The following is a 24,151-nucleotide window of genomic DNA, read 5'->3' as shown; positions in this document are numbered from 1 at the left end:
GTGGTGGGGGGAGTTAGTCGGGGGTTAGGGCGGTGAAGGCGGTGGGCCAGTCGAGGGGGATTGGGGCGTCGTAGAGTTCGAAGGTTTTGTTGTGGGATTCGGGGTGGAGGAGGGCGGCTACTGCGGCTTGGGCTACCGTTTCTCGGCTGATTTGGCCGTCGCCGTGGTCGCCCTGTTCGAGGCGGGCGCCGGTGGCGGGGGCGTTGGTCAGCCAGCTGGGGCGGACGATGGCGTAGGGGGCGCCGCTGGTGCGGAGGGACTGTTCACCGGCGGCGCGGGCGCGGATGATGCCTGCCATGTCGGGGTGCTCGTCGGCGCGGGTGATGTAGATCTGCGAGACGAGGATGACCGGAATCTTTTGGGCGGCAGCGAGTTCGGCGAGGCGGGCTACGCCCTGGTGCATGACGGCGTCGGCCCCCGCATCGTCGGTCGGCGGCTCCACCGAGACGATAATGCCGTCGATGTCCGCGAAGATCTGGGGCTCGAGGGGCGTCGCCAGGTCGATCGCGAGGCTGTGTTCGTCGCGGGGGTGGCGGGTGCCGATGAGGACCTCGTGGCCGAGGTTGCGGAGTTGGGTGACGGCGTGGGTGCCGGTGCGGCCGGTGCCGCCGATGACCAGGTACTTCATGGGAGCTCCTGTGTTGCTGGGTGATTCGCTACCAGGGGAGGGGGTGGCCGTCGCGGAAGAAGCCGCCGGTGGGGCCGTTGTCGGGGAGGGTTGCGGCCCAGACGATTCCGGCCGCGCCCTCGGAGACGGGGCGGCCGCCGGGGCCGCCCATGTCGGTGGCGACCCAGCCGGGGCAGATGGAGTTGACCAGGATGTGGTCGGGGCGTAGTTCGGCGGCGAGCATGCGGGTCAAGGCGTTCAGGGCGACCTTGGTGGTGTTGTAGGCGGGGGTTCCGGCACCCATGCTGGCGAGGGAGGCCGCCTCGCTGGAGACGTTCACGATGCGAGGGTGTGCGCTCTTGCGGAGTAGGGGCAGGAGGGCCTGGACCATGCGCCAGGGGCCGTAGAGATTGGTTTCGGCTGCCTCATGGACTACGGCGAGGTCCGCGGTTGCGGCGCGCTGCCAGGTGTCGTAAGTGATTGCGGCACTGTTGATCAGGACATCGAGGCGGCCGTACGTCTGCTCGACCTGCTGGGCCGCGGCCGCAATGCTCGCGGGGTCGGTGACATCGAGCCGCAGCGGCACCGCGCCGACCGCCTGCGCCGCGTCTCGTGCGGCGTCCTCGGACCGGGCAGTGAGCAGCACGGTGTATCCGCGCTGACTCAACTGCCTACAGACCTCCCGCCCGAGTCCACGATTGCCGCCCGTCACCAGCGCGATATCGCTCATGACAGTTGATCTTGCACGGTCAGCGCGGCGTGAGGAAGTCCTCCAGGAATCCACCCAGGCGCTCGGCGCGGGTGGCAATGCTGCGGCTCGATTGCAGATAATCGTCGAAGCCCTGCTCCTGGGCGTCCTTCAGGTAGGCGGGCAGCGGCTGTTGGATCTCGGTGTCGATGGCCCGGGCCAGCAGCTGTTCCATGCTGGCGCGCAAGGGGTTTCCGGTCCCGGCCTGGTTGTCGAGCTCGAGTCGACCGTTGTCGGTGGAGTAGTCGTAGAGCTCGAACTCCTGCTCGGCACCGGCGTCGATCTGGATGCGGCCGTCCACCCACTTGGAGTACGAGGCGAATTTGGCGTCGGCCGTGCGCACCATGGCCACATGCCCGGGGGCATTGTGGTCGAACATGATCGCGGCCTCTTCGATGGTCGACTCGTCGGTGGTGTGCGCGATGAAGGGCCGACCGGCGGCGGAGCCATTGCGGCACAGGGCCGCCAGATCCAGTCGGGACCGCAGATGCTCGTAGCGGTCCTCCGCTCGCCAGTCCGCGCCACCGGTGGCAATGGTCAGCAGCAGCGGTGCGAGATCGACACTCGAGGTGAGTTGCGTTCGGGCGCTGACGGAATCGATGGGGCTCAGGTATCCGCGCGGGTCGTGGACATAGAGCGGCACCCGCACCGCCTCGTCGTATGCGCCGCCGCCCTTGCCGTGCAGGCCGTGCGAACCGGCGTAATCGCCGTGGTCGGAGGTGAAGACGATGACGGTATTGGCCGCGACATCCGGGCGGGAGTACAGCGTGTCGAGCACCCGGCCGATCTGAATATCGACCTGCTGCTGCAGCCACAGGTACAGATTGCGCATGTCGATCCAGGCCCGCATGGCCTCCGGCGTGCCGTACGGCGCCAGGCCGAAGGCGATGACCGAGGCCTGGACCAGGGCCATTTGTAGTCGCGGCTTGGCCGAAAGCTGTTCCAGCGATTCGAAATTCCCCGGTAGCTGATCCACCCACTGCGGAATACTGAGGTTGGCCTGATCGCGGCGGGTCCAGCGCGGCCAGTACTGGATGTCGTGCGGGTTCACCAGGGACACCGTGGTGCACCACGGCGAGCCGCCGGAATCGTGGTCGAACCAGTCGACGAAATCATCGACGATCTTCGGATCCGCCTGCAGCCCTTGGCCCGGAGCGCCGTTCGGGGACGGGTAGGTGCCGCCCCCGAAACCGTAGGCCTCCAGCGCCCCCGGGGTGCGGTCCGGGTAGTGGCCCAGATGCCACTTGCCCCACCAGGTCGTCTCGTACCCGTGCTCGCGCAGCATCGAACCCCAGGTCGGAAAGCGTGGGGAGAGCGTGGATTCCGAGACGACCATGCACCCGGTCTGGTGGCTGTAGAGCCCGGTGACGAGCGCGCCGCGCGAGGCCGTGCAGTCGTTCGCGGCGGTGTAGTGCTGTTCGAAGGACACGCTGCCGTGGCGAATGCGGGCCAGATTGGGCAGCAACTGGTCCAGGGTCGGCTGATCCGGGAACCACACCGGGGCGCGCATTTCATCGACGATGACAACGAGAATGTTCGGCCGCGACGGATCCACGTCCGCGCGTGCCCTCGCCACCGGTCCGGCCCCGGTGGCCGCCACGGCGGCACCGACCGACGCGGCCGCCCCCGTCAGAAATCCGCGCCTGCCGAACAACTGGTCCTCCTCCGCCGGAATGGGCTTGCACCCGGCAGCGTAGGCCCACCCGGACGCGCGATCATCACGCGGACGTGGGACACGCCATCCCCCGAGCGGGGGATATCCGCCGTGCGGATTCCCTGATCACCGCAGTGCGAGAACCTCGAGGCAATGCTCGACCTCGCGGCGGACGCCGTCGCGTCCCGGCCCCAGGTAGCGGCGGGGATCGGAGAGTTCGGGGCGATCGGCGAGGGTCGATCGGATCGATTGGGTGAGCGCGATATTCAGCCGGGTGGCGATATTGATCTTGGCCATGCCGTGACGGATCGCCGCTTGCAGGCCGGAGTCGGGGACGCCCGAGGAGCCGTGCAGGACCAGGGGGACGGGGAGTTTGGCGGACAGGCGGGCGATGAGGTCGGTGTCGAGGTGGGCGTCTCGGGTGTGCATGGCATGGGAGGAGCCGACGGCCACGGCGAGCGCGTCGACGCCGGTGGCGGATACGAAGGCCACCGCCTCGTCGGGATCGGTGCGGACGCCCGGGGTGTGCGCGCCGTCCTTACCGCCGATCGCGCCGAGCTCGGCCTCGACGTGGACGCCGTGTTCGTGGCATTGGGCGGTAATGGCGGCGGTGGCCTCGACATTGGCGACGTAGTCGAGGGCGGAGCCGTCGTACATGACCGAGGTGATGCCGAGTTTCATTGCCTCGGAGATCAATTCGTGGGACGTCGCATGGTCCAGGTGGACTGCGAGCAGGGCTCGACTGTCGGCCGCCAGTTGGAGACAGGCGCGGGCCAGGGGCTTCAAACTCCCGTGATAGTGGACTGTGTTCTCCGAAATTTGAAGTACAGCAGGGCGGTTCGTCGACTCGGCGGCCGCGACTATGGCCTCGGCGTGTTCCAAGGCGATGACATTGAACGCACCCAAACCGCCGGGGCGGGCGGCAGCGAGTAGGTCGGGGATCGGGCACAGCGTCACTGAGGCGGCTCCGCGGCTGGCGCGTCCAGACGGGTGACGCGGACGGTCGGGGTGAGGCGGTCGCGCAGGGTCAGGTCGATCTCGCCCGCCACCGGAATGACCACGGCCGCCGCGGAAGTCGCCACGGCATCGGTCAGCACGGCGGGCCAATCCGGTTCGTGGTCGGCGGCGAGGGCGCGGATCACGGCGGCGGTGGCGGCGTCACCCGCACCGGTCGGATTGCCCGCCAACGGCTCCCGCAGTTCCGCCGACCAGGCTCCCGCAACGGTCACCGCCACCATGCCCGCCGCGCCACGGGTGGCGATCACGGCGCGAACGCCCGCGTCGAGCAGTGGGCGGGTGGCGGTCACGACGGCCTCGGGGCGCTCGGCGACGACACCGGTAAGACGTTCGAGCTCATCCTGATTGGGCATGAGCACAATGCCCGGGACGGTGGCGGCCACCTTCAACGCTGGCCCATCCACATCGCAGACAGTGGGGACACCCGCCGCGACGGCGACCCGCGCCAGGTCGGCCGGGACGTTGTCGTCCACCCCGCCCGGCAGCGAGCCCGCGACCACCAGGCCGTGAAGTTCAGGAAGCAGGAATTGAATTCGGTCCCGAAGCCGGTCCACGGCGTGCAGCTCATGGACATACGCGCCGGGCTCCCAAAGCCCGGTGGCGGTGCCGTCGCGGGATTCGCTGACCACCACCGTCCGGCGCACCCACGGCAGAGCCGGTACGAAGTCGGCGGGGAATTCGTCCGAGGCCGCGGCGGCGAAGGTGTGGTCGGCGAATCCCGTTGCGCAGGTGGAGCTGCCGAGCTGACGCAGCACACGGGTGACATTGATCCCCTTGCCGCCCAGCCGCTGCTCGACCGACAGCACCCGCTGGGCGCGACCACGTTCGAGCCGCTCCAGCCGATAGGTCATGTCGTAGGCGGGATTCATGGTCACGGTGAGGATCACGCCAGCCACCGTCCTCGACGCAGTACGCGGCGCAGCTCGAGGTCTTCGTCGAGGACGACCGCATCGGCGTACAGGCCCGGGCGCAGGTCCCCGACCTCGGACAAACCGGCCGCCTCGGCGGGGGTGGCGGTGACGGCGGAGACCGCCTCCGCCAAAGGAACACCGCACTCTCGAACCGCCCAGCGCAAGCCCTGAAGCAGAGTCGAGGTGCCGCCCGCGAGCGAGCCGCCGGGCGCGCGGGCCACGCCCTCGCTGACGGTGATGGGCCGCGGGCCAAGTTGATACTGGCCGTCCGGCATTCCGGCCGCCTGCATGGCGTCGGTGACCAAGACGACCCGACCGGGCGCGGCGGCGAAAACCAGTGCGCCGAAACCGGAATCGACGTGCACGCCATCGCCGATGAGTTCCACGAAGGCGTGCCGGTGCGCCGCCGCCACCAGGCCCGCCGCCACCGGCCCGGGTGCGCGATGGTGCAGGGGCGGCATGCCATTGGCCAGGTGGGTGACCAGGGTGGCGCAACCGTCGGGGCCCAGGGCCGAGCGGAAGCGGGCGAAGCTCGCATCACTGTGGCCGAGCGCCACCACGACTCCGGCATCGGCGAGTTGTTTGGCGGCGGTGTCGAATCCCGCGCGTTCCGGCGCCAAGGTCATGATCCGCAGCCGCCCGTCGGCGGCGCGCAGGAGACGGTCGATGAGGGTCGGATCGGGATCGATCAGATGGTCGAGATCATGTGCGCCACAGCGGATGTGCGACAGGAACGGGCCCTCGACGTGTATTCCCGCGATCACGCCGTCGGAGACCAGAGGGCTGAGCGTTCGAGCCTGCGCCACCATGGCGTCCGGCGCGGCCGTGACGATACTGGCGAGGACGGTGGTGGACCCGTGCCGGTGGTGGAAGGCCGCGGCGGCGCGGGCCTCCGTGGGATCCACGGTGTCGAATCGATGACCGAAGCCGCCGTGGGTGTGAATGTCCACCAGCCCCGGTATCACCGTGCCCACGTACTCGGGCGGCAGTTCGCGATGGGTGGTGGCCCATTCGGCGGCCGGTCGCACCGCGGCGACGCGTTCGCCCTGCACGGTGACTACGGCGTCGTCCAGGACACCGGCCCGGGTGATCACCCGGCCGCGTAGCTCGAGTCCGCGCCTACCGTTCATAGCAGCGATCCCGCCCGGGCCAGGTGGGCCGCGCCGATCAGACCCGCGCGAATACCGAACTCGCCCAACACGACCCGGGGGACCGGAGCGACCCGCAGTAGCTCGCCGAGGCGGGCGTGCAGGGCCTCGGAGAGCACCGTGCCCGCCCGGGCCAGGCCGCCGCCGAGGACGACCAGCTCCGGGCAGCTGGCGTGAACGACGCCGAGCAGCCCCGCGGCCAAGGCGTCGACGGCGTCGTCCACGACCGCCCGCGCCCGCGGGTCGGTGTCCATGGCGGCGAAAACCACATCGGCCCCGGGGATTTCACGACCGGTTCGGGCCGCGTACGCGCGTGCGATGGCCGGGCCGGATGCCACGGTCTCGACACAGCCGACATTGCCACAGGGGCAAGGCAATCCATCGCGATACCGCACGGGAATGTGGCCGTACTCCCCGGCCTGGGCAAGGCCGACCTGGCCGGAGGAGGCGCGCACCAAGCGTCCGCCCACCGACAGCGTGCCGCTGATGCCGGTCCCGATGATCAGCACGCACACATCGTCGACCCCACGGCCCGCACCGAAACGCCACTCGGCCCAGCCCGCGACGGTCACATCGTGATCGATCAGGACGGGCATGCCCCAGCGATTGGCGAAACGGCTGCCCACCTTCACATTCCGCCACCCGAGATTGGCGCTGAACACCGCGATGGACCGTTCGGGGTCGACCAGGCCCGGCAGGATGACCGCGGCCCGGCTCACTCGCCCGCGTTGCTCCGCCGGGAGTCCGTCGAGCAGCTCGATGCCCAGTGCTTCGATCGCGTCGAACGCGGATTCACCGTACGGTGTCTCGATGGTGCTCGTGCACAACACCATTCCGTCGGCGTCGGTGATCTCGCCCTTCGTGGTGCCGCCGCCGACATCCACGGCGAGCACCAGATCCGTTGCTGCGTCGGCTAACACGGGACACCCATCAGCCCAATATGACCGAACGGCTCAGATTGCGCGGGCGATCCGGATCCAATCCCAGGTCGGCGGCCCGCAACAGGCACAGTCGGTGCACCCGCACCAGCTCGGCCATTGGGTCGATTGCGCGATGCTCGAAATGTGCTCCGGTGCCCTGGATCTCGTCGGCCAGACCCGGAATCACCGGACCGAAGGCCCACACCGCCCGGCCCGGCCCCGCCAGGCTGATCGGTCCGTGACGGTACTCGGTGGCCAGGTAGGAATCGGTCCAGGAGCGACAGGATTCGCGCAGCTTGAGCGCCGCCTCGTCGGCGAGGGCGGCGGCGAATCCCATTCCCACGAAGGCGATCTGCTCGGCCTGCCGCAGATTCGCCAGCGCCGCGGTCTCGGTCTCGGCGAGCACGTCGCGGGCCTGCGCGATCACGGGGCTCAGATCCTCGCCGAGGTGCCAGCGCAGCAGGGCCAGCGTCGTGGTGGCAAACCGGGTTTGCACCACCGAGCGCTCGTCCACCTCGTCGATGAGAATCGGCTCGGCCAGCGTCAGGGCCGGGGTGCCGGGACTGGAGCTGATCACGGTGCGCGGAATGGCCTCGGGCAGTGCGGAGATGGCGGTCAGCACCTCCGTGGTGGTGCCGGAGCGGCAGATCACCAGGAATCGGTCGTACTCGCGGCCGCCGGGCACGGCGCTCGCGGGCCAGGCGTCGGTCAGCCCCTGCCCCGCCGACTCGCGCAACGCCGCGAAGGCCCGGGCCATGAACAGCGAGGTGCCGCAGCCGATCACGGCCACCCGTTCCCCCGGCGCGGGCAACAGGTCCCGGTGGGCGGTGGCGGTGCGGGCGGCGCGGGCCCAGTCGTCGGGCTGGGTGGCCACCTCTGTGGCGAGATGGGTGGTGGGGGCCAGATGGGTTGCGGGGGCGGAGATTCGCTTCGCCGGGGAAGACATTCGGTTCGCATCGGGCGGCACCCACCCAGGATCGACCCAGTGATCGTTCATGTCAATTTTACAGTCCAAACGATCACATTCGAGCAGTCTTCACGTTAGATTCAGACGATACGAATCGTTCGCTACATCATCCGCGATTCGTGTCGCGGGGTGTGCAGATTGAGAGGCCCTTGTCGTGAAACGTCCACTGCGCGGCGCGCTTTCCTCGGTTGCGCTGGTCACCGGCCTGGTTCTGACGGTGTCGTCCTGCGGGTTCGGCGGTAGTAAGTCGGACGACTCGGACCCCAACACACTCAGCTTCCTGGCCCCGAGCTACAGCGACGGCACCAAGGCCGAGTGGGACGGGATCATCGCCGATTTCCAGAAGGCCAACCCGGACATCAAGGTCAAACTCTCGATGGAGTCCTGGGATTCGATCAATGACGTCGTGCGCACCAAGCTGCAGTCCCAGGGGACCACGCCCGACATCCTGAATATCGACGCCTATTCGACCTTCGCCACCGACGGGCAGCTGTACCCGGCCAGCGAGGTGGTGGACGCGTCGGTGATCAGCGATATCCAGCCCGGCTTCGTCAAGAACGCCTCCATCAATGGAACCCAGTGGGCGCTACCGCTTTTCGCCTCCACCCGGACGCTGTTCTACAACACCGACCTGTTCACCAAGGCCGGGATCGCCGCGCCGCCCAAGACCTGGACCGAACTCACCGACGACGCCAAGAAGATCCAGGCGCTGGGCGGGGTCTCCGGCTACGGTCTGCCGCTGGGCAGCGAGGAGGCCCAGGGCGAGACCTCCATCTGGACCTTCGGCGCGGGCGGCGAATGGTCCGACGGCACCAAGATCACCGTGGACACCCCGGCCAACCTCGAGGGCGTGAAGGCCATGAAGGCCATCGCGGATGCCGGTGTCACCGAAGCGAATCCGGGCGCGACCAACCGGCTCGACGTCATCAATGCCTTCATTCAGGGCAAGATCGGCATGATCGAGGGCCTGCCGCCAACGATCAGTCAGATCGCGTCGAAGAACCCGGGCCTGAAGTACGCCACCGCACCCTCGCCCACCAAGACCGGCGATCCGGTCACCCTCGGCGTCGCGGATCACCTGATGGCATTCAAGAAGGACGGCAAGAAGGCACCGGCCATCAAGAAGTTCCTCACCTACTTCTATTCGGCCCCCGTGTATTCCAAGTTCGTGAGCAGCGAGCACTTCATCCCGATCACCAATAGCGCGGCCGCCGCGCTGGTGGACGATCCGGTGACCAAGGCGTTCGCCGCCACCCTGCCGGTGGCCAAGTTCTACCCGAGCAACAACCCGAAATGGGGTGCGGCGCAGGGCGCGATCCGGCAGCAGATGGGCACGATCGCGCAGGGCAGTGATCCCGCCTCGGTGCTGCAGAAGATTCAGCAGGCGGCGAGTTGAGGGGCGTCGCCTCCCATCGATCCACGGCCACCCCGCATCGGTCTCTGGCCACACTGCGGGCGTTGCCGTGGATCGGCCCCGTGCTCATCCTGATCGCGGCGGTGGTCGCGTTCCCGGCCGGATACATGTTCTGGACCTCCACCCGCGATCTCAGCGCCTACGGGCAGGATCGGGGTCCGGCCGGATTCGCCAACTTCCGGCGGCTTTTCGCCATCGACGAACTCCCCGCGATCCTGGTCCACACCGTGGTCTGGGTGGCGGCGGTCGTGGTGATCACCCTGGTGCTCTCGGCGGCGCTGGCGCAGTTCCTGAACAAGGAATTCCCGGGGCGGACGGCCGTGCGGCTGGCGATCCTGGTGCCGTGGGCGGCCTCGGTGGTGATGACCACGACGATCTTCGACTACATGCTGGATCCGAATGTGGGCGTCGCCAACCGGTTCTTGGTCGATATCGGGTTGCTGGACCGGGGTTTCGGGTTCACCAAGCAGCCCGGTCCGGCGTTCGCGGTGGCCATCGGGGTGGCGGTGTTCGTGTCCGTGCCGTTCACGACGTACACGATTCTGGCGGGGCTGCAATCGATTCCGTCGGATGTCGATGAGGCCGGGCGGGTGGACGGTGCGAGCCCCTGGCAGCGGTACCTGTATTTGACGCTGCCGCAACTGCGTCCGGCCATGGCGGTGGCCACGGTCATCAACATCATCAACTCGTTCAACTCGCTGCCGATTCTGCAGGTCTTGACCGGCAGTATCGCCGGATTCTCCGCGGACACCACAACGACGTTGACGTTCAAGCTGATTCGACAGAACCAGCAGGTCGCCACGGCCGCGGCCATGAGCGTGCTGAACTTCGTGCTGATTCTGGTGATCATCGCGATCTACGTGAAGCTGATCCGGCCCGCGGGGGAGGAGGCACGATGACCGCCCCGACGGCGCTGAGGACTCCGACGGTGCGGCACCGGCGGCGGTGGGGATTGACGGCGGTCGGCGTCGTGCTGGCCTTGTTGTTCCTGCTGCCGTATCTGGTCATGCTGCTGGGCTCGCTCAAGCCGCGCTCGGAGATCCTGCGGATTCCACCGACGTACATTCCCGAGCAGTGGCGTCCGGACAACTACGCCACCGTGTGGCACACCCCCGAGACGCCGCTGCCGTTCAATCTGATCAGCACCGTGGTGATCTCGGTGTTCGGCACGCTGCTGGTGCTGGCCGTCGCCATTCCGGCCGCGTATTACACCGCGCGGCGGCGGTTTCCGGGCAAGGGGCTGTTCCTCGGACTGGTGCTCATCACGCAGATGCTGCAGCCGACCGTGCTGGTGACCGGCCTGCTGCGGGAGTTCTTCACGCTCGGCATCAATGACACCTGGCTGGCCATGATCCTGGTGAACGGCGCGTTCAATCTGTCGTTCGCGGTGTGGATTCTGCACAGCTTCTTCGCGGGCATCCCGATCGAGGTGGAGGAGGCCGCGCAACTCGACGGCCTCAATCGGTGGCAGATCCTGACCCGGGTGAGCCTGCCGCTGGTGTGGCCCGGCATTGTCACCGCCACGGTGTTCGCCTTCGTCTCCTGCTGGAACGAATTCGCCGCCAGCCTGGTCATTCTCACCACGCCGGAGAATCAGCCGCTGTCGGTCGCGCTCACCAAGTTCGTGGGCCAGTACGACGTGGCTTGGCAATACGTCTTCGCCATCTCTACCGTCGGCATCGTGCCCGTTGTCATTCTCTTCGCGCTCATCGAGAAGCGCCTGGTCGCCGGTCTCACCGCCGGTAGCGTGAAATGACCGCTCCGACCGATCGGTCCCAGCGGTGGAGTCGGCTACTGGGATTGCTCGCCGAGTCGGGGCGGCTCACGGTCGAGGAGGCCTCGGCCCGGCTGGGCGTCTCGGCCGCCACGGTCCGCCGTGACTTCACCGCGCTGGCCGATCAGCAGTTGGCGACCCGCACGCACGGGGGGATCGTGGCCACGGCAGTCGCCTACGACCTACCCGCGCGCTATCGCGGCGGGGCCGACGACGCCAAGCGGCGGGTGGCCGAACACGTTGCGGCCCTGGTGGATCCGGCCGAGGTGGTGGCGCTCAACGGCGGCACCACGACGACGGCGGTGGCCCGTGCCATCGCGAGCCGCACCGATCTGCCCACCTCCGCCGATCACGAGCTCACCATTGTCACCAATGCCTTGAACATCGCCGCCGAGCTGGTGTTGCGCCCGCACCTGCGCACCATCTGCCTCGGCGGGATGGCCCGCCGCGAGTCCTACGAACTGCACGGGCCGTTGGCGGCGCTGGCCCTGGCCGAATTGCGTTTGGACACTGTGATTCTCGGTGTCGGCGCGATCTCGGCCGAGGGCGGAGCCCAATGTCGCCATCTCGACGAGGCGGGCATCAATGCCGAAATGGTGCGTCGCGCGCGCCGGGTCATCGCGGTGGCCACGGCCGACAAACTCGACCACACCGCCCTCGCCCGCATCTGTCCCATCGAATCGATCGACATCCTGGTCATCGACCGCGATGCCGCCCCGGCCGCACTCACACCCATTCGCGACGCGGGCGTGGAGGTCCGACTGGTGTAGCGGCGGCACCGATGAATTCCGGGTGGCTGCCTCGTCGATACCTCTGGACGCGACGACGAAGCGGGAGGCGCTGTGAGCGATACGAAGATCTTGGTGGCCGGGGCGAGCATCGCGGGACCCGCGCTGGCCCACTGGCTGGTGCAGCGGGGTGCCGTGGTGACCGTGGTGGAGCGGGCACCCGAGCTGCGTCCCGGCGGGCAGGCGGTGGACGCGCGCGGGGTGACCAAGGAGGTCATTCGGCGCATGGGACTCGACGAGGCCGTGCGCGCGGCCCGCACCGAGACCGCGGGCGCGAACACCGTGGACGCGAACGGCACGGTGCTGGAGACCTTTCGCGCCGAGGACGACGGCGGCGACGGGTACGTCTCGGAGATCGAGATCCTGCGCGGGGACCTGTCGCAGGTGCTGTACGAGGCCACCCGCGACCGCGTCGAATACCTCTTCGGTGACCGCATCGCCGAGCTCGCCCAGGACGCGGACGGTGTCGATGTGGTCTTCGCCGGTGGCGACCGGCGGCGCTTCGACCTGGTGATCGGTGCGGACGGCCTGCATTCGTCGTTGCGCGAGATGGTTTTCGGGCCGCGTGAGAAGTTCCTGCGCCATCTCGGGCATGTGCTGGCCTTCTACAGCGTGCCCAATGAGTTCGAGCTGGATCGCTGGATGATCGAGTACAAGGAGCCCGGGCGCTCCGCCATCCTGCGGCCCATCCCGGATATCACCCGCGCGATGGCCATCTTCTCCTTCGCCTCGGCCGACGTGGACATCGACTACCGCGATGTCGAGGCGCAGAAGCGCCTGCTGCGCGAGCGCGTGTCCGATATGGGGTGGCTGACCCCGCGCATCCTCGCGCACCTGGACGACACCCCGGACTTCTATCTCGACCAGGTCGCCCAGGTGATCATGGACAGCTGGTCGAGCGGACGGGTCGCGCTGCTCGGCGACGCGGCATTCAGCTCGTCGCCGCTGTCCGGGCAGGGCACCGGACTGGCCCTGGTCGGGGCCTACCTGCTGGCCGGAGAGCTGGCCGCCGCCGACTGGAACCCGGAAATCGCCTTCGCCGCCTACGAAACCCGGATGCGCCCGTTCGTCGAGGCCAACCAGGAGATCGGCCGCCTGCACGCCCGCAGCCTCGAGGTCCCCGACCCGGACGCCGAGCCGAGCCCCGAACCCGAATGGGACTTCGAGCTGATCGACCGCGCCCTCAATGGCATCGAACTGCCCGACTACGAAACACCGATCACGGCAGCAAGTGCCGACCGCCATCGACCATGATCCGTTGCCCGGTAATGAAACCGGCTCCTTCGGAGACCAGGAAGCTCACCGCGTGTGCCACCTCCTCGGGCGTGCCCATGCGCCCGACCGGCACCGAGAGCCGATAGGCCTCGCGCTCCGCGCGCGGAACGTCGGAATGTCGTTCCACCGGAACGAATCCCGGTGCGACCGCATTGACCGTGATCCCGTCGGCGGCGAGCTCACGGGCCCAGCTGCGGGTGAGTCCGATCTGTGCGCTCTTGGCCGTAGCATAGGCCGACCGGCCGGGCGGGGAGTGCAGCGCGACCTCGGAGTCGATCTGCACGATCCGCCCGAATCGGCGTTCCCGCATGCCTGGAATTACGGCGCGGCCCAATAACACCGGGCTTTTGACGAAGAAGTCGAGCTGGGCCAGGTGATCGTCCCAGGAGACCTCGTCCAAGGGCGCATTGGGCTGCGGGCCGGTCGCGTTGACCACCAGCACGCCGATCGGACCCAGCGTCGCCTCGATCGCTCCGACCAGCTCGGTCACTTCCTTCGGATCGGTGACATCCGCCGGAAAGGACTCCGCCGCACCGCCTTCCGATCGGATCCGCTCGGCGACCGCGGCGGCCTGGCCGGTATCGTGCCGTTCGTTCACCGCCACCGCCAAGCCATCCCGGGCCAGCCGCCGTGCGATGGCCGCGCCGAGCCCTCGGGAACTGCCGGTCACCAATGCGACCGCGGAGGTGTCGCCCATGGTCCCCCTCGATTCTGGGGCAGCGTTCCTCGCCGCTTCCTTGTTCGAGGGTAATGAATTGTGCGGGGAGACAAGGTGGTTGTGCAGTTGGGAAGGGATGGGTGAATCCGCTTCGCGGGTGGTGCCGAGGTTGTTAGAACGATCGGTGTAGTTACTCGCTCTCGTGGGGAGCACGCCGATGTGGGCATCGCGTTTCGCAATCCTTGGTACCGCCGCGCTGGGCAGCGGGTTCCTGGTCGCCGGTTCCATTGTGGCGGAGGCCGATTCGGCGGCCGGGATGACATTCGTCGTCACGACCACGGCCGATGGGGCGGCGGCGGATCCGCTCGCGGGCGAGTGTCGGACGCGGGCGGGGGAGTGCACGCTGCGGGCGGCGGTGCAGGCGGCGGACGTGCGGCCGGGGAGCACGATCGTGGTGCCGCCGGGGCACTACCTGTTGACCATCGCACCGAATCTGTTGAATACCGAAGGGCCGGTGGTGGATCCGACGTCCGGGGATTTGGATGTCACCGCCGACACCACGATTATCGGTGCGGGACAGGCGGAGACGGTCATCGACGGTGGGCACCGGGATCGGGTGCTCGTCACCACCGCGCACGTCTCGATCAGCGGATTGACGGTCACCGGCGGGAACGCGGCCGAGCACGAAATCCCCTTGTACGACACCGGGGGTGGCGGGATCGCGAACTCCGGGAAATTGCGGCTCGACCACGTCACCGTGACCGGCAATGCGGCCGACTACGGCGGCGGCATCTTCAATATCCCCATCGCCGACCTGGTGATGACCGACAGCATCATCACCGGCAATGCCTCCGGCGAGGCGGGTGGCGTGCGATGCGACAACACCTGCACCTTCACCCGCACCGCCATCACCGGCAACCGGGTGACCAACCCCGGAAGGTGGTACCGGCCGGGCGGATTCGCGGGGCGCGGGGGCGGGCTCGATATTCGGGGGATCGGGCAGGTGGTGCTGATCGATTCGGTCGTCACCGGGAACTCGGCCAGCGACGGCGGCGGTGGCATCAATATCGCGCCCGCGTATCTCGACACGCTGCCCTACCAGCTCACCGATGTCTTCGATCCGGCCCTCGGCACGCTGATCCTGCGCGGTTCCACCATTGCCGCGAACACCTCGGGGGTGGGGGAGCAGAACTGCAAGAAGGTGTTCGCGCAGATCATCTCCACCGGCGGCAATCTCGGCAGCGACAACACCTGCGATCTGACCGCCACCGGTGATGAAGTCCGCCCGGACGCCGGGCGCTGAGTCCCTGTCGAAGGTTGTGTCTCTGAAAGGTCGAACACCATGGGCTCGTTCAATGTCGGCGATTGGATGACCAACCTCGGTCAAGCCTTCGCCTGGGTCGTGTCGGTCGTCGTCTCCGAGGCCTCGAGTTTGAGCTCGGGTAGGGGTTGACCAGCGGAAATATCGTGTCAGCGGACGTATCAGGTCGCTGTCAGGGCGGTGTCAGCCGGGCTGGCGAAAGTACTCACATCACCAACGCAGCGGAACACCGCAGCAGCGACAAAGGAGTACAGCAATGACCGTCTTCCAGACCCCCGCCCCGATCGCCGCCGACATCGAGGTCGCCCTCGGCACCGTCACCGTGATCGCCTCCGACCGCACCGACACCGTGGTCGACGTTCGCCCGACCGACACCGCCAAGAAGGCCGATGTGAAGGCCGCCGAGCAGCTGAAGGTGGACTTCGCCGGGGGCACGCTGAGCGTGGCGCTGCCGAAGGGCCCGCGGGTGTTCGGCCCGGGCAGCGGCAAGGGCTCGGTTCAGGTGACCGTGCAGGTGCCCAGCGGTTCGGGGCTGAAGGGCAGCCTCGCGGTGGGCGAGTTCCGCACCGCCGGTGCGTTCGGTCCGATCGAGGTGGAGGTGGCGACCGGTGACATCGTGATCGGACAGGCCTTCGCCGCGGTGACCGCCAAGGCCGCCAAGGGCGATATCGCCGTCGAGGACGCCGTGCGCGGCGTGCTGCGCCTGGACACCTCCGTCGGCGACCTGCGCATCGGCATTCACCCGGGCAGCGCGTCGCGGGTCGAGACCAACAGCCCCAATGGCGGGGTGAGCAACCAGCTGGGTGCGGTCGATCCGGCGCAGGAAAATGTCGTCGAGGTGTACGCGCACACCGCGACCGGCAACGTCACCGTCGGAAACGCCACCGTCTGAATCGAGAAGAACGACACGGAAGAACAACACAAAAGGCGGCACCCGAGCGGGTGCCGCCTTTGGGTTTGGTGCGTGTATCAGTTCGGGCGCAGGACCACCAGGCCCGGGACCGTGGTGAGGTATTGGGTCAGCGGAGTGTCGACGACCTGCTCATTGGCCGCCAGAGATGACGCGTTGCGGAACATCGGGCCGTTCGGGGTGCTGATGAAGAGGCCGACATGAGAGACGTCGAGACCGGCCTCATCGGTGTACGCGCCGAGGAAATCCCCGGTGCGCAGCTGGGAGATGACCTGGTTGTCCATTGCCGCGCTGGGGATGTAGGTGATATTGCGGTCGACCACCGGGAGGCCCGGGAGATAGTTGCCGCCACCGGCTTTCGCGTTCAGCCGTTTGGGCACCGTCACCGCGGCCGGGGTCAGGGTCCCGGTGATATCGGTGGCGGCCACGCGATTGCGATAGGCCCAGTCGGTGAAGAAGTGCTTGCGACTCAGGAATTCGACCTGGCCGTCGACGTAGCGCGTGGCGATCAGGTTCTGGATGAACTGGGCGCGATCGGTGGAGCGGCTCAGCGCCTCCACATAGTCGAGATAGGTGAAGCAGTCGACGCGGCGGAAGTCGACGACCAGCTGTTCGGGCTGATTCGCCGAGCCGATGAGCATGTTCGCGCCGTACGGGGTGCCGAGGAAGCGGCTCGACAGCTGGGCGAGGGCGTCGGTGCGGGGGCCCTGAATCGAGTTGCGCAGGGCCAGGAGTTCATCGATGCGCTGCGAGGTGGTGTCGTCGAGGGTCGGGTCGACGGGGGTCGCCATGGCCTGGGAGGGCAGTAGCGCGAGCGCGGAAACGAGCGTGACCAGCATCAAGAGAACGCGGACGACAGTACGCAAAACCCCTCCATCGAAACGAGACGTGCATGGCGAACCTAGCATCGAATTTCTGTCCCAGACAATCCTTTCGCTGTGCCCGATCGGTGCGTAAGGTCGGCCCCATGATCGCGACCCAGCAGCGCATCGCCGAACTGCTCGAACTCGAATCTACCGCCGTCGACGGCTATCTCGATGTGCTCGGGACTGATACGCCGCCCATCAAGGGCATTGGCCAGGCGGCCATGCGGGTGCCGCTGGTGTCGCGCATCTACGAACCCATCTGGCGGAACTTCTTCCGGCTCGCCATGGGCAGCAATGCCGTCGGGGTGCGGAAGGAGAAAGAGCGGGCGGTCGCTTCGCTCGATATCACCGAGGGCTCGCTGGTCCTGGATGTCGGCTGCGGGCCGGGGCTGTTCACCCGCGCCTTCGGACAGGCCGCGGGGGCCACGGGGCTGGCCATCGGGCTGGACGCCTCACCGTCCATGCTGGCCGAGGCGGCCCGCACCAATGCGGTCGGCTCGACCGGATTCGTGCGCGGCGACGCCGGGCGACTGCCCTTCGCCGACAAGACTTTCGACGCGGTGGCCTGCTTCTTCGCCCTGCATTTCTTTCCGGACGCCGAGGGCGCGCTGGTCGAGATCGCGCGGGTCGCCAAGCCGGGCGGGCGCATCGCGGTGACCGCGCTGGCCCACCCGGATGCGGTCGACTTCCCGCTGTTCCGGCGTGTCTACCAGATCGGCGGCGCACGCAGCCTGGCCTATCACGTGGTGCCGGACATTCTCGCCGCGGCGGGCTGCGAGATCACCGGCCGGAAGTCCTCCGGCGCGGTGCAATTCGTGACCGCCGTCAAGCGTTAGCCGAGGATCCCGCCCGCGCTAGCCGAGGATTCCACCCAGGAATCCGCCGGACTGCCCGGCCTCCTGACCGCCGCCGGTGCCGCCGATGAAACCGCCCGGCGGCAGTTCGGAGGGCTGCACGATGACGAAGCCGCGCCCCGAGAAGGACAGGGTCAGGCCCTCGCCGGTGCTGCGGCCGATCAGTCGGCCGAGCCCGAAGGAGTCATTGCGCTTGATCCCGGTCTGCAGGCTCGACGACCACGCCACCGCGGCCTGCGGATCGGCGTAGGTCGGCTGATCCACATTCAGGACCACCGGCGAGCCGTGCGTGGTGATGGCGATCCGGCCGCGACCGGTGAAGACGCAGTTGAAGAAGCCCGCATTGCTGGCGTACCCGGCCGCGCCCTGCACCCGCTGGATGTTGTAGGTCAGCGTCGAATCGAAGGCGAGCACATTCGCGCCATTGATGGTCAGCCCGTCGGTGCCGTCCAGATCCACGGTGTGCACATCGGCGGCGGCATTGGCCAGGAACAGATCCCCGCGCCCCGACACCTGCATGAGCGGCACCCCCTCACCGGTGAGCCGCTGCTGAATTGCGCGCCCAATCCCACCCGACCCGAGCGCCTTGAAATGCAAATCCCCCTGATACGCCACCATCGACCCGGCCCGAGCCAACGTCTCCCCATTCACCGCCACCCGAATCATCTTCCCGCCCTGCTTCTGAATCCCGAACCCACTGACCTCGGCATGAATCGGTTGAAACAGCTCACTCTGCACGGACGGAACTCCTTGTGGGGCTGAGATATTCGGCATGGTCGCCGCAGGCGCATACGGCTGCGGCGGGACGGGCTGACCCGGGTTGAACGACTGGCCGGGTGGGTACGGCTGGCCTGGCGCGAAAGGTTGACCGGGCGCGGAAGGTTGGCCGGGGCCGTAGGGCTGGCCGGGGGCCGAAGGGTGACCTGGCGCGAACGGCTGGCCCGGGGTGTGAGGTTGGCCCGCAGCTGGTTGGGCTGGTGCGTAAGGCTGGCTCTGGCTTGCGGATTGGCCTGCGGGAACAGGCTGGCCGGGTGAGTAGGGCTGGGGCGGAGGGCATGCCTGGGTGGGCGGGGGCCCACTGGGGTTCAAGGCCTCGGTTGGCGCGGTCCGCGATGCCGGATAGGGAGGAGCGGGCGTGGGGTGGGGCGGTGGGGATGCTTGCGGCGGCGCGGTGGGTTGGGGTGGGGTGTTGGGTTCGTCGTCGATGTTCACGCCGAAAGCGGCTGCTAGACCGGCCAATCCATTGTCGTAGCCCTGGCCGACCGCGCGGACTTTCCAGGCGTCGCCGCGGCGGTAGATCTCGATGCAGACCACGGCTGCCTCGGTGCTGAGGCGGTCCATGGGGAAAGTCAGTGTGCCCGCGTTGGATCCGATGGTGGCGGTCAGTGAGCCGACCGCGGCGAAGGTGGTGGGGCCGCTGCCATCGAGGCTCGCGGTGATGGCGACCTTGTCCACATCGGCGGGCAGCGCGGAGGTCTGGACGTCGACCATGTCTCCGGCTCCGCGCCCGTGCCGGTACACCACGCCCGGTGCGACGGGCTGGTTGAAAAACACGAAGTCGCCGTCCGAACGCACTCGACCGTTCGTGCCCAGCAGCAGTGCCGACACATCGACCGTGGCCGAACAGGTTACGGTGATCGTCATCCGGTCGGCGGGCGCCGGTCGATTCTCCCCTCTGGCGAGCGTCGTCACCGCGCCCCCTCCTCATCGCCGCGGACCTGTTCGCGTGATAGACGATTCACGGAATCCAGTCTGTCGAAGATTCACGCCCGCGGCCATCGGGGTAGTCCCGGAGAAGTCGCCGTCCGCGGTTGGGGTATCGGCGGCCCCGCGCCCCTTACGCCGCCTCGTCGCGATCGACGCGCTCCGCGCCCGGGACGTCGGCTTCGTACATCTCGCGGTGAATGGCGCACCGGTATTTCGGGCCCGGCTTGATGAAGGCGGGGTCGAGACGCTGAGCGAACGTGAGGTTCTCACGCCGCCAGCAATCGATGCACACCGGCTCTTTCATGGCGTCCTCCTCGGTTGTCGCTCGCGAAAGGTATGCGACAGAGGGATTCCCAGCGAAGGCTCGATTCGGATACCGGTTGTGGAACTCTTCCGTAACGGATGCGGCTGATTAGCCGACCGGTCGGTTGGATAGCAGGTGTTCGCGGGCCGCCGCGAGAATGCGTTCGGACAACTCGTCCCCGGCGCTGGCACGCGAGAGCAGCAGCGCGCCCGCCATGAGCGCGAGCTCCACCAGCGCCTCGTCGGACGTCTCGTCCTCGGGCCGTTCGCCCAGTTCGTCGAGCTGATCGGCGAATTCGTGCAGGCCCGTCAGAAAGGCCTCGCGCAGCGCGCTGTCCGCCTCGGTGCGCGCCACATCGCCTGCGAGCGCGGCGATTCCGCAGCCCTGCGACGGGGCGTCGCGATGGATCGGCGACAGGTAGTTCTTCACGAAGGTGCGCCGGGCCGTCTCCGCATCGGGTGCGGCCGCGAGAATTCGGGCGCGCTCCTCGTTCTTCTCGGCGCAGGCCGCGGTGCACGCCTGCGCGACCAGGTCGTCCTTGGATCGGAAGTGTCGATAGAACCCGCCGTGGGTGAGCCCGGCCGCCGACATCACCTCGGGCACCGTCACGCCGCCGACTCCGCGCCGACGGACCAGTGCCGCGGCCGCGTCCAGCACCTCCTGACGGTGTGATTCGGCCTGGGCTCGGGTTGCGCGGGGCATGGCGATCCCTTCCTCTCGGCTTCGCGATCCGGTCTTGCCTCCAAGGATAGATGATGCTCATAATCTAATCGATAGATGATGCTCGTAATCTAAAAATGGGAGGCATCGACATGACCGAGATCGACGGCGCGGTAGCCCTGGTCACCGGCGGTCAGCGCGGGCTCGGACTCGCCTTCGTGGACGAACTGCTGCGGCGCGGCGCGAGCAAGGTGTACGCCACCGCGCGCAATCCGGTGCCGAGCACGGATCCGCGGGTGGTGCCACTGGCGCTGGAGGTCACCGATCCGGAATCCATTGCCGCGCTCGCGGCGCGGGCCGCCGATGTCGGGATCCTCATCAACAATGCGGGCGTACTGCGCCCGTCACCGCTGTTGACGGCCGATATCGACGACGTGCGAGCCACTTTCGAGACCAATGTCTTCGGGCCGCTGCGCATCGCGCAGGCCTTCGCGCCGGTGCTGGCCGCGAATGGCGGTGGGGCACTGGTGGATATCCACTCGGTGCTCTCGTGGGTCGCCGGGGGAGCGGCCTACGGCGCGTCCAAGGCGGCATTCTGGTCGCTCACCAATTCGCTGCGCCTGGAGTTGGCGGGGCAGCACACGCAGGTGGTCGGCGTGCATCTGGGTTTCGCGGACACGGACATGGTCAAGGGCATCGACACCGAGAAGATCAGTCCCGCACAGGTTGCCGAGGCCGTGCTCGACGGGGTGCAGAAGGGCGAGAGCGAGGTGCTCGTCGACGACGTGACCCGGCGGGTGAAGGCGGCGCTGTCCGGGCCCGTGGAACAGCTCGCCATCCGTATTCGCTGACCGGCCGTATTCGCCGACCCACACACTCGAGAGAACAGGACAGTCCAATGCCGTTGTGGCACATCTACCATCCCGCCGAGATCTACACCGACCAGGACAAGCAGGAGCTCGCGGCCGAGATCACCGAGATCTACACCCGGTCGGGTCTGCCCGCCTTCTACGTGGTCGTGCAATTCCACGAGATGCCCGCCTCCACGATGTTCGTGAGTGGCAAGCCCGCCGGTGACACCGTGCGCGTGGTCGTCAAACACCTGGCGCGACATCTCGACGATCCGGAACGGCGCAAGCGGATGACCGAATACATCGACGGCGTCCTGCGCCCGTACACCGGTGATCGGGGCCTGCACTGGGAATTCCACATCGAGGACACCCCGCGCGACCAGTGGATGATCGCTGGCTTCTGGCCGCCCGCTGCGGGCTCCGACGCGGAAAAGGCCTGGGCGCAGGCGAATCGGGCTCTGCCCTACTGAGACCGTCTATGCCCTACTGAGTACCGGCCGGGTGCGCAGGCGGTAGAGCACACAGCCGATGATGATCGCGTACACGATCACATAGCAGTTCAACAGGATCTGCGAGATGGGCCAGGACGGCGGGAACAGGAACCAGCCGACCACGACCCAGGTGTCGTTCCAGTGGTAGGACCACGCGCCGGTGGCCAGGTAGAGGAAGCCGACCGCCGACCACCAGCGCGGGCTGGTTTCGGCGCGCTGCACCAGGTAGATGAACAGCGGCAGGAACCAGACCCAGTGGTGATTCCACGAGAACGGGGACACCGCACACGAGGTCAGGCCCGCCACCGTCACGGTGAGCAGCCGCTCGCCGCGGTTGTAGAGCGCCGCGGCGAGCAGCAGCCCGCCGACGGCCACCGGCACGGCGAGCAGCAGCCACAGCCATTGCGGCACTTGATGACCCGTGAGATGGGCGATGGTCCCGCGAATGGATTGATTCGCGGGCTGGGTGTCGGGGGCGATGCGGTCGGACTGGAAGAACGTCTTGGTCCAGTACTGCTTGGAGTCGTCCGGCAGTGCGATCCAGGCGATCACGATCGTCAGCACGAAGGTCGACGCGGCCACCAGCGCCGCCCGCCACTGCCGCAGCACCAGGAACTGCGCGACGAAATACAGTGGCACCAGTTTGATACCACTCGCCAATCCGACGCCGATGCCGCGCAGTCGACCGCGTTCCGGGCGTGAGAAATCCCAGAGGATCAAGGCCATCAGCACGAGATTGATCTGCCCGTAGTACAGCGTCGTGCGCACCGGCTCCAGGAACATGCAGGTCGCCGTCAGTAGCGCGCTCATGCCCGCGAGCCGCCAGGTGAGGCGGTGGCCGAGGACGCGCCAGCACAACAGAACACACACGTAGAGCACGCAAATGTTCACTGCCAGCCAGGTATTGGTGACGGCTTCGAACGGTATCCCGAGCAGCGGCAGGAAGATCAGGGTGGAGAACGGAGTGTAGGTGTAGGACAGGTCGCGATGGGTGGTCTCGGTGTAGAGCGGGTGGTCGTTGTAGATCTTCCACGCGCCGTCGCGGTAGACGTGGACGTCGAAGCCGCCCGCCAGGAATCCCACCTGGTCCAGCCACGGATCCACCGTCAGGAAGATCAATACCAGCGACAGCGCCGCGCCGAAGACCAGCACGAACAGCGTCGTTCGGCTCCGGATCGGCGACGATGCGCGGGAATCGGCACCGGCCGTGTGGGAATCAGCAACGGCCGCACGGTCTTTCGTCCTTACACCGATCAAGAGCAACCCACCTCAGATGTGCGATACCACCCTGTCGAGCTCCATAAACCGCTGAACACGAAAGGCTTCAGCCTGCCCGCCCAGCACCCTACAACGCGGCGCGGGCGGATTCGTCACGCGCCCGACCGTGTGGTCTGGAGTGATAGGCGGCGGGTATTGGCCGTGATGGCATCGGCGAGGGCCTGTTCCGGGTCGGTCAGGCGGGTGCGGCGGTGCATGAGGACGAAATCCAGATCGCCCAATTCGGGCAGTCGGGGGTCGGTGAGTGATACCAGTCCATCGGGCAGGACACCGGCGGCATGCACGATGACGCCGAGCCCCGCCAGCGCGGCGGCACGCAGGCCGAGCAGGCTGTCGCTGACACACGTGACCCGGCAGGTGCGGCCCGCGTGTTTCAGTGCGCGCAGGGCCAGTTGCCTGGTCAGACTCGGCTTCGGATAGGTGATCAAGGGCACAGGATCGTCGAATTCCGTTGTGGCGCTGCGACCCGCCCACACCAGTCGATCCCGCCACAGCAGCGTGCCGTGTCGCTCGCCGGGCAGGCGCTTGCCGAAGACCAGGTCCAGTTCACCGGCGGCCATGCGGGACTTGAGGGTTTCGCTCAGGCCCACGGTGAGCTCGAGATCCACACCCGGGTGCGAGCGCTGGAATTCGACCAGGATGTCGGGTAGTTCATGGGCCATCACATCGTCGGACGCGCCGAGGCGGACCAGGCCGGTGAGGGTGGAGCCGGAGAAGTAGGCCTGCGCCTGCGCCTGCGCGTCCAGGATCGCGCGGGCGAAGCCGATCATGGCCGCGCCGTCGGCGGTGAGGGCCAGATTGCGGGTGTCGCGGCGGAACAGTTCGCGCCCGGCGGCCTGCTCGAGTCTCGCGATATGACCGCTCACCGTGGACTGGCGCAGACCCAGCTGGCGACCCGCGGCGGTGAAGCCTCCGGCCCGCTCGACGGCCAGGAAGGTGCGTAGCAGCTCGGGTTCGAACACGGGGTAATTATCACGTATCGCGATCGGAGATATCGGATCGAACGGCTATCGCGATCGGTGTCGGTA

25 protein-coding genes are annotated in these 24,151 nt (G+C 67.7%); 10 read left to right on the top strand and 15 right to left on the bottom strand.

Features of this window, described 5'->3' with window-relative positions; all coding sequences use genetic code 11:
* Window positions 1-13: 13 nt before the first annotated feature.
* The 8 genes from VMT40_RS14295 to VMT40_RS14260 all read right to left on the bottom strand — a co-directional run bounded on the left by VMT40_RS14295 (window position 14) and on the right by VMT40_RS14260 (window position 7,951).
* A complete protein-coding gene (locus VMT40_RS14295; RefSeq protein ID WP_326358462.1) occupies window positions 14-628 on the bottom strand; it encodes an NAD(P)H-binding protein in 615 nt (204 codons plus the stop codon).
* A 28-nt stretch (window positions 629-656) separates the two neighbouring features.
* Window positions 657-1,337, bottom strand: a complete 681-nt coding sequence (locus VMT40_RS14290; RefSeq protein WP_326358461.1) for an SDR family oxidoreductase — start codon at window positions 1,335-1,337, stop codon at window positions 657-659.
* 19 nt (window positions 1,338-1,356) lie between these two features.
* The gene (locus VMT40_RS14285) at window positions 1,357-3,009 is read right to left on the bottom strand and encodes a sulfatase-like hydrolase/transferase (RefSeq protein ID WP_326358460.1); all 1,653 of its coding nucleotides are present in this window, start codon (window positions 3,007-3,009) and stop codon (window positions 1,357-1,359) included.
* A 126-nt stretch (window positions 3,010-3,135) separates the two neighbouring features.
* On the bottom strand, window positions 3,136-3,966 hold the full coding sequence (locus VMT40_RS14280; protein ID WP_326358459.1) for a class II fructose-bisphosphate aldolase: 831 nt from the start codon (window positions 3,964-3,966) through the stop codon (window positions 3,136-3,138).
* Window positions 3,963-4,913: a hexose kinase gene (locus VMT40_RS14275; protein ID WP_326358458.1), complete on the bottom strand. Its 951-nt coding sequence runs from the start codon at window positions 4,911-4,913 to the stop codon at window positions 3,963-3,965. The genes VMT40_RS14280 and VMT40_RS14275 overlap by 4 nt, the downstream gene beginning before the upstream one ends.
* Window positions 4,910-6,067, bottom strand: coding sequence for an N-acetylglucosamine-6-phosphate deacetylase (locus tag VMT40_RS14270; RefSeq protein ID WP_326358457.1), 1,158 nt, complete (start codon window positions 6,065-6,067; stop codon window positions 4,910-4,912). The genes VMT40_RS14275 and VMT40_RS14270 overlap by 4 nt, the downstream gene beginning before the upstream one ends.
* Window positions 6,064-7,005, bottom strand: a complete 942-nt coding sequence (locus VMT40_RS14265; RefSeq protein WP_326358456.1) for an ROK family protein — start codon at window positions 7,003-7,005, stop codon at window positions 6,064-6,066. The genes VMT40_RS14270 and VMT40_RS14265 overlap by 4 nt, the downstream gene beginning before the upstream one ends.
* A 10-nt stretch (window positions 7,006-7,015) precedes the next feature.
* The gene (locus VMT40_RS14260; protein WP_326358455.1) at window positions 7,016-7,951 is read right to left on the bottom strand and encodes an SIS domain-containing protein; all 936 of its coding nucleotides are present in this window, start codon (window positions 7,949-7,951) and stop codon (window positions 7,016-7,018) included.
* Window positions 7,952-8,126: 175 nt separating this feature from the next.
* On the opposite strand from VMT40_RS14260, the gene VMT40_RS14255 reads away from it, so the two are divergent.
* From VMT40_RS14255 to VMT40_RS14235, 5 genes are all read left to right on the top strand, one after another.
* Entirely contained in the window at window positions 8,127-9,368 is a 1,242-nt protein-coding gene (locus tag VMT40_RS14255; protein WP_326358454.1) for an extracellular solute-binding protein, read from the top strand.
* A 62-nt stretch (window positions 9,369-9,430) separates the two neighbouring features.
* Window positions 9,431-10,285 (top strand): carbohydrate ABC transporter permease, encoded by an 855-nt coding sequence (locus VMT40_RS14250; RefSeq protein ID WP_326358453.1) that lies wholly within the window; start codon window positions 9,431-9,433, stop codon window positions 10,283-10,285.
* Window positions 10,282-11,142, top strand: a complete 861-nt coding sequence (locus VMT40_RS14245) for a carbohydrate ABC transporter permease (RefSeq protein ID WP_326358452.1) — start codon at window positions 10,282-10,284, stop codon at window positions 11,140-11,142. Before VMT40_RS14250 ends, VMT40_RS14245 begins: the two co-directional genes overlap by 4 nt.
* Complete coding sequence (locus VMT40_RS14240) at window positions 11,139-11,930, top strand: DeoR/GlpR family DNA-binding transcription regulator (RefSeq protein WP_326358451.1); 792 nt, start codon at window positions 11,139-11,141, stop codon at window positions 11,928-11,930. Before VMT40_RS14245 ends, VMT40_RS14240 begins: the two co-directional genes overlap by 4 nt.
* A gap of 72 nt (window positions 11,931-12,002) precedes the next feature.
* Window positions 12,003-13,202: an FAD-dependent monooxygenase gene (locus tag VMT40_RS14235; protein WP_326358450.1), complete on the top strand. Its 1,200-nt coding sequence runs from the start codon at window positions 12,003-12,005 to the stop codon at window positions 13,200-13,202.
* Here VMT40_RS14235 and VMT40_RS14230 read toward each other — a convergent pair.
* Window positions 13,168-13,920 (bottom strand): SDR family NAD(P)-dependent oxidoreductase, encoded by a 753-nt coding sequence (locus VMT40_RS14230; RefSeq protein WP_326358449.1) that lies wholly within the window; start codon window positions 13,918-13,920, stop codon window positions 13,168-13,170. The genes VMT40_RS14235 and VMT40_RS14230 overlap by 35 nt on opposite strands.
* Before the next feature lie 178 nt (window positions 13,921-14,098).
* Between VMT40_RS14230 and VMT40_RS14225 the strand changes: the two genes are divergently transcribed.
* A complete protein-coding gene (locus tag VMT40_RS14225; RefSeq protein ID WP_326358448.1) occupies window positions 14,099-15,184 on the top strand; it encodes a CSLREA domain-containing protein in 1,086 nt (361 codons plus the stop codon).
* A 274-nt stretch (window positions 15,185-15,458) separates the two neighbouring features.
* On the top strand, window positions 15,459-16,094 hold the full coding sequence (locus tag VMT40_RS14220) for a DUF4097 family beta strand repeat-containing protein (RefSeq protein WP_326358447.1): 636 nt from the start codon (window positions 15,459-15,461) through the stop codon (window positions 16,092-16,094).
* 77 nt (window positions 16,095-16,171) lie between these two features.
* Here the strand turns inward: VMT40_RS14220 and VMT40_RS14215 are convergent, their stop codons facing one another.
* On the bottom strand, window positions 16,172-17,020 hold the full coding sequence (locus VMT40_RS14215) for a DUF1460 domain-containing protein (protein ID WP_442789963.1): 849 nt from the start codon (window positions 17,018-17,020) through the stop codon (window positions 16,172-16,174).
* A 59-nt stretch (window positions 17,021-17,079) separates the two neighbouring features.
* Between VMT40_RS14215 and VMT40_RS14210 the strand changes: the two genes are divergently transcribed.
* On the top strand, window positions 17,080-17,814 hold the full coding sequence (locus VMT40_RS14210; RefSeq protein ID WP_326358445.1) for a class I SAM-dependent methyltransferase: 735 nt from the start codon (window positions 17,080-17,082) through the stop codon (window positions 17,812-17,814).
* An 18-nt stretch (window positions 17,815-17,832) separates the two neighbouring features.
* On the opposite strand, the gene VMT40_RS14205 is transcribed toward VMT40_RS14210, so the two are convergent.
* From VMT40_RS14205 to VMT40_RS14195, 3 genes are all read right to left on the bottom strand, one after another.
* The gene (locus tag VMT40_RS14205; RefSeq protein WP_326358444.1) at window positions 17,833-19,524 is read right to left on the bottom strand and encodes an AIM24 family protein; all 1,692 of its coding nucleotides are present in this window, start codon (window positions 19,522-19,524) and stop codon (window positions 17,833-17,835) included.
* A 145-nt stretch (window positions 19,525-19,669) separates the two neighbouring features.
* Window positions 19,670-19,843 (bottom strand): hypothetical protein, encoded by a 174-nt coding sequence (locus VMT40_RS14200; protein WP_326311483.1) that lies wholly within the window; start codon window positions 19,841-19,843, stop codon window positions 19,670-19,672.
* 108 nt (window positions 19,844-19,951) lie between these two features.
* Window positions 19,952-20,545: a TetR/AcrR family transcriptional regulator gene (locus VMT40_RS14195; RefSeq protein WP_326358443.1), complete on the bottom strand. Its 594-nt coding sequence runs from the start codon at window positions 20,543-20,545 to the stop codon at window positions 19,952-19,954.
* Window positions 20,546-20,655: 110 nt separating this feature from the next.
* Here VMT40_RS14195 and VMT40_RS14190 point away from each other — a divergent pair, with 110 nt between their 5' ends.
* Together VMT40_RS14190 and VMT40_RS14185 are read left to right on the top strand one after the other, a co-directional pair.
* A complete protein-coding gene (locus tag VMT40_RS14190; RefSeq protein ID WP_326358442.1) occupies window positions 20,656-21,354 on the top strand; it encodes an SDR family oxidoreductase in 699 nt (232 codons plus the stop codon).
* Between the two features lie 47 nt (window positions 21,355-21,401).
* The gene (locus VMT40_RS14185) at window positions 21,402-21,824 is read left to right on the top strand and encodes a tautomerase family protein (protein WP_326358441.1); all 423 of its coding nucleotides are present in this window, start codon (window positions 21,402-21,404) and stop codon (window positions 21,822-21,824) included.
* A gap of 6 nt (window positions 21,825-21,830) precedes the next feature.
* Here VMT40_RS14185 and VMT40_RS14180 read toward each other — a convergent pair whose 3' ends face one another.
* On the bottom strand, window positions 21,831-22,997 hold the full coding sequence (locus tag VMT40_RS14180) for a glycosyltransferase 87 family protein (protein WP_326358440.1): 1,167 nt from the start codon (window positions 22,995-22,997) through the stop codon (window positions 21,831-21,833).
* A gap of 218 nt (window positions 22,998-23,215) precedes the next feature.
* On the bottom strand, window positions 23,216-24,085 hold the full coding sequence (locus VMT40_RS14175; protein ID WP_326358439.1) for a LysR family transcriptional regulator: 870 nt from the start codon (window positions 24,083-24,085) through the stop codon (window positions 23,216-23,218).
* Window positions 24,086-24,151: the final 66 nt, after the last annotated feature.

Source organism: Nocardia sp. CDC160 (assembly GCF_035818795.1).
Lineage (GTDB): Bacteria > Actinomycetota > Actinomycetes > Mycobacteriales > Mycobacteriaceae > Nocardia.
This window is presented reverse-complemented; position numbering and strand designations above follow the sequence as displayed.